General features: G+C 60.7%; 11 protein-coding genes. 5 read left to right on the top strand and 6 right to left on the bottom strand.

Features of this window, described 5'->3' with window-relative positions:
- Positions 1 to 36 precede the first annotated feature (36 nt).
- The gene (gene fadE / locus AB5Y54_RS16455; RefSeq protein ID WP_053288599.1) at positions 37 to 2,493 is read right to left on the bottom strand and encodes an acyl-CoA dehydrogenase FadE; all 2,457 of its coding nucleotides are present in this window, start codon (positions 2,491 to 2,493) and stop codon (positions 37 to 39) included.
- 252 nt (positions 2,494 to 2,745) lie between these two features.
- Here fadE and lpcA point away from each other — a divergent pair, with 252 nt between their 5' ends.
- The 3 genes from lpcA (at position 2,746) to AB5Y54_RS16470 (ending at position 4,870) form a co-directional block, all read left to right on the top strand.
- Positions 2,746 to 3,324: a D-sedoheptulose 7-phosphate isomerase gene (gene lpcA, locus AB5Y54_RS16460; protein WP_010674142.1), complete on the top strand. Its 579-nt coding sequence runs from the start codon at positions 2,746 to 2,748 to the stop codon at positions 3,322 to 3,324.
- Between the two features lie 112 nt (positions 3,325 to 3,436).
- Complete coding sequence (locus AB5Y54_RS16465) at positions 3,437 to 4,234, top strand: class II glutamine amidotransferase (protein WP_010674143.1); 798 nt, start codon at positions 3,437 to 3,439, stop codon at positions 4,232 to 4,234.
- A gap of 300 nt (positions 4,235 to 4,534) precedes the next feature.
- Positions 4,535 to 4,870 (top strand): Hpt domain-containing protein, encoded by a 336-nt coding sequence (locus AB5Y54_RS16470; RefSeq protein ID WP_010674144.1) that lies wholly within the window; start codon positions 4,535 to 4,537, stop codon positions 4,868 to 4,870.
- A gap of 12 nt (positions 4,871 to 4,882) precedes the next feature.
- Here AB5Y54_RS16470 and yvcK read toward each other — a convergent pair whose 3' ends face one another.
- Complete coding sequence (yvcK, locus tag AB5Y54_RS16475; RefSeq protein ID WP_029314269.1) at positions 4,883 to 5,806, bottom strand: uridine diphosphate-N-acetylglucosamine-binding protein YvcK; 924 nt, start codon at positions 5,804 to 5,806, stop codon at positions 4,883 to 4,885.
- Positions 5,807 to 5,919: 113 nt separating this feature from the next.
- Here yvcK and AB5Y54_RS16480 point away from each other — a divergent pair, with 113 nt between their 5' ends.
- Both AB5Y54_RS16480 and AB5Y54_RS16485 read left to right on the top strand, forming a co-directional pair.
- A complete protein-coding gene (locus AB5Y54_RS16480) occupies positions 5,920 to 7,101 on the top strand; it encodes an FIST signal transduction protein (protein ID WP_113978476.1) in 1,182 nt (393 codons plus the stop codon).
- Positions 7,102 to 7,119: 18 nt separating this feature from the next.
- Positions 7,120 to 9,195: an ATP-binding protein gene (locus AB5Y54_RS16485; protein WP_201984648.1), complete on the top strand. Its 2,076-nt coding sequence runs from the start codon at positions 7,120 to 7,122 to the stop codon at positions 9,193 to 9,195.
- A gap of 272 nt (positions 9,196 to 9,467) precedes the next feature.
- Here AB5Y54_RS16485 and AB5Y54_RS16490 read toward each other — a convergent pair whose 3' ends face one another.
- From AB5Y54_RS16490 to narQ, 4 genes are all read right to left on the bottom strand, one after another.
- Complete coding sequence (locus AB5Y54_RS16490; RefSeq protein WP_041212730.1) at positions 9,468 to 10,043, bottom strand: LON peptidase substrate-binding domain-containing protein; 576 nt, start codon at positions 10,041 to 10,043, stop codon at positions 9,468 to 9,470.
- 302 nt (positions 10,044 to 10,345) lie between these two features.
- Positions 10,346 to 10,570 carry a hypothetical protein gene (locus tag AB5Y54_RS16495; protein ID WP_232092909.1) on the bottom strand — a complete coding sequence of 75 codons (225 nt, stop codon included), beginning with the start codon at positions 10,568 to 10,570 and terminating at the stop codon, positions 10,346 to 10,348.
- Positions 10,571 to 10,918: 348 nt separating this feature from the next.
- Positions 10,919 to 11,557 (bottom strand): two-component system response regulator NarL, encoded by a 639-nt coding sequence (narL, locus tag AB5Y54_RS16500; protein ID WP_053288596.1) that lies wholly within the window; start codon positions 11,555 to 11,557, stop codon positions 10,919 to 10,921.
- A complete protein-coding gene (gene narQ, locus AB5Y54_RS16505; protein ID WP_266139564.1) occupies positions 11,557 to 13,269 on the bottom strand; it encodes a nitrate/nitrite two-component system sensor histidine kinase NarQ in 1,713 nt (570 codons plus the stop codon). The genes narL and narQ overlap by 1 nt, the downstream gene beginning before the upstream one ends.
- Positions 13,270 to 13,293: the final 24 nt, after the last annotated feature.

A 13,293-nucleotide genomic window follows, 5' to 3' on the forward strand; every position in this document is an offset into this window, starting at 1 on the left:
CGCCTCCACAAGGGAGGCGTTCTGGCATCAGAGGCATCAAGCTGCCCTGTGATAAGCGGAGGCTTCAAACAGTGCCTTGTTGGCCACCAGGTCGACGGGATCGAAGTCATCGACGTTGATGGTGCGAAGGCGACTCTCCTCGGCGCGCCGCAGCAGGTCCGCTTCGGCCTGGTTGATGACACCGAGGCTCAGGCCCGCCTCTGCCACCTTGTCGAGCTGGGTGAAGGGGCGTTTGCTCCCTTCGGCTTTGCACACCTTGTCAAACAGCGGCTCTGCGGTCAGCACATCGTCCAGCGCCTGTTCCAGCAGCCCGAAGGGGTTGCCCTCCTCGCGCGTCAGATATTGGCCCTCGGCCAGACGGCTGCGCGTGGCACTTGGCACCTGGAGCAGGCGGGCCACCTGGCTGTCGAGCTTGTCGGAGGGACGCTTCAGGTCGCGACCAAGGGGCAGCACGATGGCGCGCAGGGCCAGACCAATCCAGCGGTTCGGGAAGTTGCGCAGCAACTCGTCGATCGCTTCCTGAGCCTTGAACAAAGCGTCTTGCAGTGCCCAGTGCAGCAGCGGCAGGTCGGCTTGCTGGCGTCCTTCATCCTGATAGCGCTTGAGGGCGCTGGAGGCCAGATAGAGCTGGCTCAGCACATCGCCGAGGCGGGCAGAGACCCGCTCCTTGCGCTTGAGCTCGCCACCCAGGGTGCCCATCGCCATGTCTGACAGGAAGGCCAGGTTGGCGGAGAGGCGGGATAGTTGCTGATAGTAGCCCTTGGTCTGATCCTTGTAGGGCGCGGCGGCGAAGCGGGCACCGGTCAGCCCCAGCCAGAAGCTGCGCACCAGGTTGCTGATGGCAAAGCCCACGTGGCTGAACATCGCCTTGTCGAAATCTTTCAGCGCCTGCTCTTTGTCGGGGTGGCTGGCGGCCAGCATCTCCGGCAACACGTAAGGGTGGCAACGGATGGCTCCCTGACCGTAAATGATCATGCTGCGGGTCAGGATATTGGCTCCCTCGACGGTCACGGCGATGGGCGCCCCCTGATAGCCACGGGCCAGATAGTTGTTCGGCCCCATGCAGATGGCCTTGCCGCCATGAATGTCCATGGCATCGATGATGCACTTCTGGGCGCGGTCGGTGAGGTGATACTTGACGATGGCGGAGATGACCGAGGGTTTTTCACCGAGATCGATGCCGGTGACCGTCAGTTTGGCGGCGGCGCCCATGATGTAGGCGTTGCCACCCAGGCGTGCCAGCGGCTCTTCAATCCCTTCCATCTTGCCAATCGGCAGCTTGAACTGGCGACGGATGCGGCTGTAGGCTCCGGTGGCCAGGGCCAGCATCTTGACGCCGCCCGTGCTGTTGGAGGGCAGGGTGATGCCGCGGCCGACGGAGAGACACTCCACCAGCATGCGCCAGCCCTGACCGGCCATGGCTGGACCGCCGATGATGAAGTCGAGCGGTACAAACACGTCCTTGCCGCGGGTCGGGCCGTTCTGGAACGGCACGTTGAGCGGGAAGTGGCGGCGACCGATGTCGACTCCCTTGATGTGGGTCGGAATGAGGGCGCAGGTGATGCCGAGCTCTTCTTCCTCACCCAGCAGGTGGTCAGGGTCACGCAGCTTGAAGGCGAGGCCGAGTACGGTGGCGATGGGAGCCAGGGTAATGTAGCGCTTGTTCCAGGTCAGGCGCATGCCGAGCACCTCTTCCCCTTCCCACTCGCCTTTGCAGACGATGCCGAAGTCGGGAATCGAGCCCGCATCAGAACCCGCTTCCGGGCTGGTCAGGGCGAAACAGGGGATCTCCTTGCCGACAGCCAGACGGGGCAGATAGTAATCCTTCTGCTCGTCAGTGCCGTAGTGTTGCAGCAGCTCCCCCGGCCCTAAGGAGTTGGGCACGCCGACGGTAGAGGCGAGCACGGCGCTGGCGCCGCACAGCTTTTGCAGCACGCAGGACTGGGCGTAGGCGGAGAACTCCAGCCCGCCATATTTCTTCTTGATGATCATGGCGAAGAACTTGTTGTCCTTCAGGTATTGCCACACTTCGGGGGAGAGATCGGCACGCTCGTGGGTCACTTCCCAGTCGTTGACCATGCGGCACACTTCTTCAACCGGGCCGTCCATGAAGGCCTGCTCCTCGGCGCTGAGGGTGCTCACCGGAATGGCGTGCAGCTTCTTCCAGTCCGGGTTGCCGGCAAACAGATCCGCTTCCCACCAGGTCGTCCCCGCTTCGATGGCTTCCTTCTCGGTACGGGACATCTCCGGCATGATGGACTTGTAGATCTTGAACAGCGGCTTGGTCAGCTGGTTACGGCGAAACTCCACCAGATTGAGGGGCAGGGCTATCACCGCGAACAGCGCCCACACCAGCAGGGGTACATGGCCATAGAAGGTGCCGGCGACCAGGGCGGCGGCCGTGGCAAGCGTGGCGGTGAACAGGGACGCACGGCGATAGGCCATGGCGCCGATCACCAGGATCACCCCGAGCAGAGTGAGGGTCGTCGTCATTATTTGCTCCTTGCATGAATTGCCGAGGTTGGGAAATTGGCGTTAACTGATCCAGAGGTCTGACCTGTTGGATGTGGCCCCTGTTGTAATTCATACGCACAAACTTATCAAGCTGTTTACAAGCCTGTTACCTTGGCTCTGTGATCGGCATAACGCGCTGCCCGCCCGATCTTGGCGGGCGGGGGGCGACGATTGGACTGGCTTGTGCGACAATGCCGCCACCCTATGTTGGACGACGAGATTTCAAGAACCATGTACCAAGAACTGATCCGCAACGAGTTGACCGAGGCTGCCAGCGTGCTTCAGGCGTTCCTGGCAGATGAGCAAAATCTGAAAAACATCGAGGCGGCGGCCAGGCTGCTCGCCGACTCCTTCAAGCAGGAAGGCAAGGTACTCTCCTGCGGCAACGGTGGCTCCCACTGCGATGCCATGCACTTTGCCGAGGAGCTGACCGGTCGTTATCGCGAGAACCGCCCAGGCTATGCCGGCATCGCCATCTCCGACCCCAGCCACCTCTCCTGCGTCTCCAACGACTTTGGCTATGACTATGTCTTCTCCCGCTATGTGGAGGCCGTCGGCCGCCGTGGTGATGTGCTGCTCGGCATCTCCACCAGCGGCAACTCCGGCAACATCCTCAAAGCCATCGAGGCGGCCCGTGCCAAAGGGATGAAGGTGATTGCCCTGACCGGCAAGGACGGCGGCAAGATGGCTGGTCTGGCCGATGTGGAGATCCGTGTACCGCACTTCGGTTATGCCGACCGCATCCAGGAAGTGCACATCAAGGTGATCCACATCCTGATCCAGCTGGTTGAAAAAGAGATGGCCAAGTAATCAACGATCCGGGATTGAGAGGGGGGGATGGGTGACCATACCGGCCCTCTCATCCAGCCGTGACGGTTGATTGACGAAACCAGAGTCAAGACATTCAGGGAGTGGATGGTATATGTGCGAACTGCTCGGCATGAGTGCCAATGTGCCGACCGACATCTGCTTCAGCTTTACCGGGCTGATGCTGCGGGGCGGCAAGACCGGTCCCCACAAGGATGGCTGGGGGATCACCTTCTATGAGGGGCGGGGTTTTCGCACCTTCAAGGATCCCGAACCCAGCGCCCAGTCTCCCATCGCCAAGCTGGTCCAGGCACTGCCCATCAAGAGCCGTGCCGTGGTCAGCCATATCCGGCAGGCGAACCGGGGGTGTGTCTCCCTGGAAAACACCCACCCCTTTACCCGCGAACTGTGGGGCCGTTACTGGACCTTTGCCCACAATGGCCAGTTGACCGGTTACAAGAGGCTGCCCACGGGGCGGCACCGCCCGGTAGGCGACACCGACAGCGAGCACGCCTTCTGCTGGCTGCTCGACAGGCTGGAGCACAAGTACCCCAAACGGCCGGCAAATTTCCCCGCCATGTTCCGCTACCTCGCGACCCTGTGCGACGAGCTGCGCGGGCTCGGGGTGTTCAACATGCTGCTGTCGGACGGAGAGTTCGTGATGACCTATTGCAGCAACAATCTTTACTGGTTGACGCGCAGGGCTCCCTTTGGCGAAGCCCGTCTGCTGGATGAGGATGTGGCCATCGACTTTCAGAGTGAAACCACGCCGAACGATGTGGTGACCCTGATCGCCACCCGGCCGCTCACCGGCAACGAGAATTGGGTGAAGATGGTGCCCGGGGAGTTCTGCCTGTTCAGGCTGGGCGAGCTGGAATATGGCAATGCAGCCAACTTGTTGAACCAGAAATAAAAAATACCAGGGTAGATGTCTACCCTGGTTCTTCGCAGCAGCCATACAGGCAAAAAGGGATGAGAGAGGTGTTGCTGAGCCGCATCATTCTCATGGGTTGCATTGTTACTTTAATGTTAATTTTGTGACAACCTTTATCTCTCTCCATTCTGGCTGACATACCGATAACTTGAAGCTGCTCACATTCTGGTGTCGCAAGAGCATCCGGAGCGATACGGGCATGCCCGAAGGACGGGTGACAGCGGGGCTGTGGGTCCGCTATATTGTGGTCTGTTTGAATACCATCATAGGGAAGAGAAGATGGAGTGGCTGGATCAGAAAGTGCTGCGACAACTGGCAGATGACATCGGTCACGAGATGATGCCGGTCGTCATCTCGGTGTTTGTCGAAGAGGTAGGCGAGCAGTTGGCCCAATTAAGGCCGCTTTTTGAACAGCGGGACTGGTCAGCCCTGGCGCGTCTCGCCCACAGCATGAAATCGTCCTGTGGCAGCTATGGCGCCAAACCCAGCTATCAGCAGGTGATGGATCTGGAGTCCGCCTGTCGCCGGGAAGATGAGCAAGAGGCCGGCAGACTGCTGGCTGAGCTGGAGCACTCCCTGCCCCAGGTCTTCACCCATCTGGCCCAGTTTCACTGATCCAGAAGGGCATCAGCCCGCCATGTCGCGCTCGCCAAGCCTGCTCAGGATCACGGTGTCGAGTGCCAGCCGCAGCTTGAGGCGGTCGTGGCGGTGGGGGAGGGCCGCTTCACCCAGCTCGGCCCGAACGAGGCAGTGCTGCAGCTCGGGTACCTGGGGACCCTCGGGAGCCAGAATGGCATCGATCCGGCCGCTGCCTATCCGCTCTTCCAGCCAACGATGCTGACTGGACAGTGACAACTGGCCAGCCGGACCCTCTTCGTCCACCAGATTGCTGATGAACACGACGATGGCGCGGCTGCTGCGGATCGCCTCCGCAATCTCGCGCAGCAGCAGAGGAGGCATGATGGAGGTGAGGAAGCTGCCTGGCCCCAGGATGATCATGTCGGCCTGGCTCAGCGCCTCGACCGCTTCGCGCGTGGCGGGCACGACCGGTTTCAGGCTCAGGGCCCGTGGCGGCGTGGTGAGCTGATCGATGGAGACCTCCCCCAGGATCTGATCGCCACAGACGGTGTGGGCGCACAGATCGGTGGGATGCTCGGACATGGGCAGCAGATTGGGTTCAATTTCCAGCATGTCGCTGATGAGCCGGATGGCATCCAGGGGGCGCACGCAGAGGTTGTCGAGGGCCAGCAGCATCAGGTTGCCGAGGTTGTGGCCCGCCAGCTCGCCGCGGCCGGTAAAGCGGTGCTCGAACAGCTGGCTACCGATGCTGGGGGTGGTCACCAGCTGGTTGAGGCAGTTGCGCAGATCCCCCCAGGCGATGCACTCCTGGCTTTTGCGCAGGCGTCCGGTGGAGCCGCCATCATCCGTGGTGGTGACGATGCCCGTCAGCCGGGATCCCAAGAACGACAGGGAAGAGAGCACCCGGCCCATACCGTGCCCGCCGCCGATGGCGACGACCCGGTCGAAGTCATTGATATTTTTCTGCCACATGCAGTGATCCCGTGGGAGGCCAGTGGGCACTATTCTAGTCTCCATGGCCAGGTAATTGTTTGATAAGGGTATGATTTTTGCTTGATGCCAGCATCCCGTACCCCTAGGAGACGATGTTGAACTTCCTGACGGCTCACTCGCTTGCCGAGACGACCCCATTGGCCGCCCAACAAGTTACAGAGCGGTTGTATGCCCAGTCATCCCATGTTCCATCGCTGTTGCTGGTCTATTTTACCCAAGCACACGAGGCGGCGGAACTGCGCCGTGCGCTCAAGGCACGTTTTCCCGATACCCGGCTGATCGGTTGCAGCTCCTGCGGCGGTATCCTGACCCAGGATGGCCATCATGGTCGGCATGGCTGGAGCCTGTCGGTCGCCGCCCTTTATGATGACAAGGGGACCTATGGCGTGGCTGGCCAGATGGGGGATCAACCGGATGTGCGGGCATTGCTGCGCCGCGCTATCGCCGATGGTGGCCGACCGGGAGAGCTGCCGCAGCTCGTGTTGCTGCACACCAGCCCGGGGCTGGAGGAGGTTGTGCTCGCGGGGATCGACGCCGAGTTTGGCGCGACCGTTCCCGTCGTCGGCGGGTCGGCGGCAGACGATGGCGTGGCCGGGCAGTGGCAGCTGTGCTGGGACGAAGGGGAGGGATCACAAGGGTGCGTGTTGGCGGTGCTTTACCCCGACTGCCAACTGGCGTTCCAGTTTCATTCAGGCTATGTACCCACCGAGTGTCGCGGCATCATTACCGGGATAGACGGGCGGGAGGTGCTGACCATCGATCACGAGCCGGCGGCCCGGGTCTATGGTCGCTGGACCGAGCGTGCGACGCCCTGGCCGGTGGGCCCCATCCTCAGGGAGACGACGCTCTCGCCACTGGCCCGTCAGGTCGGCATGCTCGATGACCTGCCCTACTACAAGCTCTCCCATCCCGAGGCGGTGACGGCGCGGGAGGGGCTGCGCCTCTTTACCGAGACCCGACTGGGAGAGCGGCTGCTGCTCATGTACAGCAGCCAGGAAGGGTTGTTGCAGCGCAGCCTGAATGCGGTGAATATCGAGCCTGAATATGGCATGGCGAGCAATATGCGCCCCTTTGGCGCCCTGGTGGTGTTTTGTGCCGGTTGTCGGCTGGCACTGGGGGACAGGCTGGGGGACATCGTCAGTCAATTCAGTCAGAGGCTGGGTGAGATCCCCTTCATCACGCCCTTTACCTTCGGTGAACAGGGACGATTACCCCATGGTGAGCTGGCACACGGCAACCTCATGGTGTCGAGCGTAATCTTCCTCGAGAGCTGACACTGTGCTGGATTCAAGATGATAGGCAATAGCGAACTCGAAACCCTGGGTGACAAACTGCAAACCACGCTGGTGGAGCTGATGCGTTGCCGGGAGCGGGAGGCCAGATATCGGGAGGAGTCCCAAGCCCTGCTGTGCGGGGTGGCGACCCTGGCACAGGCCCAGAGTCTGGAGCAGGTACTGGAGAGTCTCATTCTTGCTCTCAAGCCCTTTATCGGATTCGAACAGGCGGACGTGGTCGCCTGGGAGGCCGTGAGGGGCAGCACCCATCTGAGCACCCAGCCGGACGAGGTGGGCCGGACCTGGTCGCTGACACCGCTCTTCTCCAGGGCCATCGAGGGGGAGACCCTGGTCATCTATGATCCCGCCCAACTGCCTGAGCTGGCGCCGCTGGCAGGGGCGCCGGGCTGGGCCAGCGTCATGATGACAGGCTTGCAGGGACCGGGGTTTTCCGGTGTGCTCATCTGCCGGCACAGCGTGGCGGGCACCTTCGATCTCAAGAGCAAGGCGGCGATGCAGCGTTGTCGCCCGCTCATCTCCCAGGCTCTGGTCAACATCGCCTATCGGGCTCGCCTGCAAGAACAGGTTGACCTCAAGACCCTGGCCCTGCAGGCCAGCGAACAGCGTTTTCGCAGTTTTGCCGCCATGGCCTCTGACTGGTTCTGGGAGACCGATCCCCAGCACAGGCTCAGCTATGTCTCTGCCCCTGGCTATCAGGGGGAAGTGCTGGCCCGCCAGACGGGGAGAAGCCTCTATGATTTTGCCCACGACAAGCAGGACCCGGCCTGGAGCCACTATCGGCACCTGATCGCCCACCATCTGCCGGTGCGGGGAATGCGGGCCCAGGTGATGCTGGCGGGCGGGCCTTGCTGGATGGAGATCAATGCGGAGCCTTGCCATGATGCCGGTGGCCGCTTCCTCGGCTATCGGGGCACGGCGCGGGAGATAGGCAGCCAGATCCGCCGCGAGCAGGAGCTGGCGCGGGCGCGGGACGATGCCGAGACGGCCAACCGTGCCAAATCCCAGTTCCTCGCCATGATGACCCACGAGATCCGCTCTCCCATGAACGCCGTGCTGGGGATGCTGGATCTGCTGCAGCACGGCCGGCTCGACACTCCGCAACAGACCCTCATCGGCCATGCCACCCACTCTGCGCATCTGTTGCAGACCATCATCGACGATGTGCTCGATTTCTCGAAAATAGAGTCACATACCCTGACGCTGCACTGTGAACCCTTTCAGCCAGCCGAGCTGTGCCGTGCCCTGGTGGAGCCCTTGCAGGCACAGGCCAGTGCCAAGGGCATCACACTGCACTGGCATCTGGATGAGACGCTCCCTGAACGCCTTCAAGGGGATGCCGTCCGCCTCTCCCAGGTGATAGGCAACCTGCTTGGCAATGCCGTCAAGTTCACCTCCGTCGGCAGCGTGCGTCTGGCGTTGACCTGGGAGGAGGAAAAGCTGGGGGTCATGGTCAGCGACACGGGGATCGGCATCTCCACCGAGGATCAGGCGTTGCTGTTTGAACCCTTCTATCAGGTCGACAGTTCGGCAACCCGCCGCTTCTCCGGCTCGGGGCTCGGGCTGGCCATCTGCAGGCGGCTGGTGCAGCTAATGGGGGGAGACATTTGCGTGCAGAGCACGCCTGGGCTGGGAAGCTGCTTCTGGTTCGAGCTGCCCGGGATGGCCTCTCCCTGTGCTCCGGCCACCGCCCCCGGCAGTGAAGAGTGCGCCAGACTGGAGCTGGATGTGCTGGTGGTGGAAGACAGTCCGGTCAATCAGCTGGTGGTATCCCTGATGCTGCAGAAGCTGGTGTGCAGGGTGAGGCTGGCAGGCAATGGTCTGGAGGCCCTGGCACAGGTGGCGAAGCAGCAGCCGGACCTTGTCCTGATGGATATGCGGATGCCGCAGATGGATGGGCTGGAGGCGACCCGGCGCCTGCGGGACATGGGGTGCGAGATGCCCATCGTCGCGTTGACGGCCAATGCCATGATGGAGGACAGGGCCCGCTGCCTTGCCCAGGGCATGAACGATTTTCTGGCCAAACCCATCAGTCTTGCCAGGCTGCGAAGCTGCCTGCTCCGCCATTGCAGGTGATGCCGGCCGATTTTTGGTAAAAAAAATGGTCAACCTGGTGGTTGACCAATTCTTCAGCAAATACTGAAGAGAGCACGGGATAAATCGGGTTGTACGGTTTTATATGAAAAAGTCGTGCCAACTTTTCAAAACCTGTTATTTGCGGCCTGTAGCTGAATTGTGTGTTATTTATCGCTACCGTGATTGCAAAATGCAATTCTCATTTTTTCATTATAAGAATGCAGTGCCGAGAATTCGCGTTTTGCAAACCAACCGTTGACTCACTTTTTGACTCACTGTGCGATCAGTCGGCGCAAGAACTGACGCGCCGCTTCACTGTTCTGCTTGGCAATCAACATCTGTTTTTCATAGATCGGCATGGGCAGGATCTCGAGCCAGCGTTGGCAGAGCCAGGCTGCATCGTCGAACTGCTTGTCCGGGTAGAGCTCATCCAGTTCCGGGTATTGTGCAAAGACCTCTCTCAATCGGCTGACCAGCTGGTTGTCGCTGACATCAGAATCCGCACTCGGCCAGTTGGGCAGTGGCTCGACCTGGGCGTGCCTGAGGCCTGCGTCATCCGTTTCCATCTCGTGGATGCAGAAGCGTTCAAGGCCGAGCACGGTGACCCCGAGCAAACCGTCGTTGAGGGTATAAAAATCAGTCACCTTGACGCGGGTTCCGACCGGGAGAATCCGTCCGCAGGTGCCCGTGCTGGTGGTCTCTTCCATCACGATGCCAAAGCCACGATCCTCGAGGAAGGACTCCTTGAGCATCTGCAGGTGGCGCGGCTCGAACAGGCGAAGGGGGAGCTTGCCACCGGGCAGAATGTGGGACGGCAAGGGGAACAGTGCCAGTTGTTGAAGTTTCATGTTCCATCCTCCTAATCACTCATTGCTGAATGTGACAATGCAGTGACCGTGCCAGAGAGAGGTGGCGTGGCGAAGGGGTGAGCCATTTCCCGTGGTTATTTTTAATATCCATTTAAAATCAATCTATTGTGATTTTGTATCACGAACGCAGGCAAGGTAGTGCGAAAGGGATTCAGGTGAGGTGTTAGGGCGCCGAACATACCCCGTGTGCAGAATGAGTCTATTTTCGCATATTGCAAATTTGATTCATGCAAAATGCCTGTTACAGACCCATTCAGCGATTGGAGACCAAGGCTAGGGGATCAGGTGGTGAATTCGGTGTGCTGTGTCATGCCGTCCAGCATCAGGGCGGCTATTTCGTCATACATCTGCGACCAGGCCTGTGCCAGTGCCAGTGCCAGTGCCGGGGTAAAACCACTGCCGAGACGCCGTGCCAGTACCTGGGTCAGCGCCTGTTTGAGCAGCGCATTGAACGTTGAATCGCTGGTGACGCCTGCCGAGATCGCGAATGATGAAACCCAGTGCATCCAGCTGGGAGAGGCTGGTGATGACGGTGTTCAGGGTGTCCGACACCTTGGCAACGGGCAGCTCCTGATGTGGGGGAAAGAGGGCCCTGAGTTCGGGGGGCCATCTGAACAGCTCTTCATACACCTCCTGGACATAGCTGTTGTTCAGGGCGCTCACCCTGCCCCAGGCTTTCTGGACCAGCTCTATCTGCTCAAAGGTCATGTCGATGTTTCCTTCCCGTTCGATGTCATGAAAATAATAATCCATCTACTCAATAGAGCACCGGGTTCCGCGCCATTTGGGGAAAAGGAGAGGGGGCCAGCAAGGAGGCACGGATGGTGACCCCTTGCTGGCAGGAGGCCGGGACCTCAGTTGCGCTGTTCCAGGTACATGACGGCTGCTTCGACGCGGCTTTGGGCCTCGAGCTTTTTCAGCAGGCTCTTGACGTGGACCTTGACGGTTCCCTCGGAGATATGGAGCACGGAGGCGACCTGCTTGTTGGACAACCCCTTGGCGATTTCACGCATGATCTGCATCTCGCGTCGGGTCAGGCTCTCCAGCTTCTGCTGCAGGTGGTCCAGCTCGTAGATGTTCTCGAGATAGGGACGTAGCGGCTCGCTCAGGATCTGCTTGCCGGTCATCACGTCAGCCAGCTGGGCCAGCAGCATGTCAGGCTCGGTGTCCTTGAGCAGATAGCCGTCCGCGCCTGCCTTGAGCAGGGCAACCACATCCTGGCGGGTGTCAGAGACGGTCAGGATTACCACGCGGGAAGTCACCTCTTCGGCCCGCAGCGCCTTGAGGGTATCGAGACCTGACAACCCCTTCATGTTGAGGTCGAGCAGGATGAGGTCCGGTTCGGACTCCTTGGCCATGGCCACGGCGTCGGTGCCGTTGGAAGCCTCGCCAACCACGTCGATGTTATCTTCCAACTCCAGCAGTTGCACAATTCCCTTGCGCATCAGGGGGTGGTCATCCACGACCAGAACACTGTATTTCATCTCGTCCATCAGGCGTCTCTTGTTAGGCTGGTGGGAAAGGTCAGGTGTATGCGGGTGCCCCCGGAGGGCGGTTCACTGATGGTCAACTGGCCGCGCAATTTGCTGGCGCGTTCATTCATGATGCTGAGACCGTAGTGATTCACCGCCGAGCTTGCGCCCCTTATTCCAACACCATCGTCTGCAATCTGAACCTGGATGTTACCATCAGCCAGGGTCTCACAGCTAACGTCAATGTGCCGCGCGCTGGCATGCTTGATGGCATTGAGCACTGCCTCACGGATCAGCTGCAGGATGTGGATGTGCTGCCCCGCTTCAAGGTCGGTGTCCGTCAGTCCGTACTGGAGCCTGATGTCGGCGTGCGTCTGGGGTTTGAGCTGCTCGAGCATGACCGCGATGGCTTCACCCAGGTTGGCATCGCCGATGCTGAGGCGGAAGGTGCCGAGCAGTTCGCGCAACTGGGTATAGGCATTGCTGAGTCCCTCGTCGATCTGCTCCATGGCTGCCTCGGTCTTGGCTCTGTCCCCCTTGGCGAAGGAGCGCTTGAGCAGAGTGGCCTGGATCTTCAGGTAGGAGAGGGCCTGGGCGAGGGAGTCGTGCAGTTCACGGGCGATGACGGCGCGCTCTTCCATCAGGAGCAGGCGCTGGTGCTGCAGCAGGGTCTGATCCTTGTGCAGCACCTGGGCCAGCAACATGGAGAAGTTCTTCATCAGCCGCTCGTCGATGGGGTGGCCGCTTATCATGTCGAGTCGGCCGTACTCCTCGTCATCCATCTGCAGGTAAAAGCTCACCACGGCGTCCAGATCCCCCGGCCACCCCTTGCGCCCAGTGATGTAGACCGGCATCGCATTGTGCTCGAAGCGGGTGAGGCGGATGTACTCGATGTGCTGGTGGGCGGCGGCCCGCTCCAGCAGCTTTTGCAGGGTGCGGCGGCTGAGGGGCGCCGCGTGCAGTTTCTGGGCGGTGGAATAGAGGAAGGAGAGGGTGTCGTTGGCCTGTTGCAGCTTGGCCGTTTTCTCCTCCACCTTGCTCTCCAGCTCCCGGTAGAGTTTGCCAAGCTCGTCGGCCATGGTCGCGAACGCCCCCGACAGCTCTCCCAGCTCGTTTTCACAGTGGGGGGGCAGGGTGAGATCGAACTCCTGACGCTGGATCTGGCGTGCGCAATAGACCAGCTGATTGAGGGGCGCCACCACCTGCTGGCGGGTGAAGCGCACCGTGCACCAGGCGATGGTGATGATGGCGAGCAGCCCTAGCCCCTCGGCCAGGGCCAGCATGCGCACCTTGAACTCCACGTGGTACTGCATCTGGTTGACGAAGTCATCGATGGCGGCGACGAACTGTTCCGTATTGTCGATATAACGGCTGGGAGTGGCATTCTCGATGTGTTCGCGCATCACTTGCCATTGCAAGAGGACTTCACCATAGGTGCGGCGCAGGGAGGCGGGCGTGATCCAGCGCTGGGTCTCCTGCAGCTCGGGGGCATGAAGGGTCTGTTCAAACTGGGCGAGCCGGCCGAGGACGACCTGATCCTTCTCGATTTCATAGGCCATGCGGTAGGCCTGCATGCGCAGAGATCCCGACAGATTGATGGCCTTGGCATCGGGAACCGAATAGAAGAGGGTGACCATGGCCACCACGGCGATCAGGCTGGCCATGAACAGGATCAGCACCATGGAGCGACCGATGGCGCTGCTGACCGACTGCACTCTGAACCATTTTCCCATGCCGACCGGCTCCCTTTTCACCCA

This window comes from Aeromonas sp. s9 (assembly GCF_040907765.1).
Taxonomy (GTDB): domain Bacteria; phylum Pseudomonadota; class Gammaproteobacteria; order Enterobacterales; family Aeromonadaceae; genus Aeromonas; species Aeromonas caviae.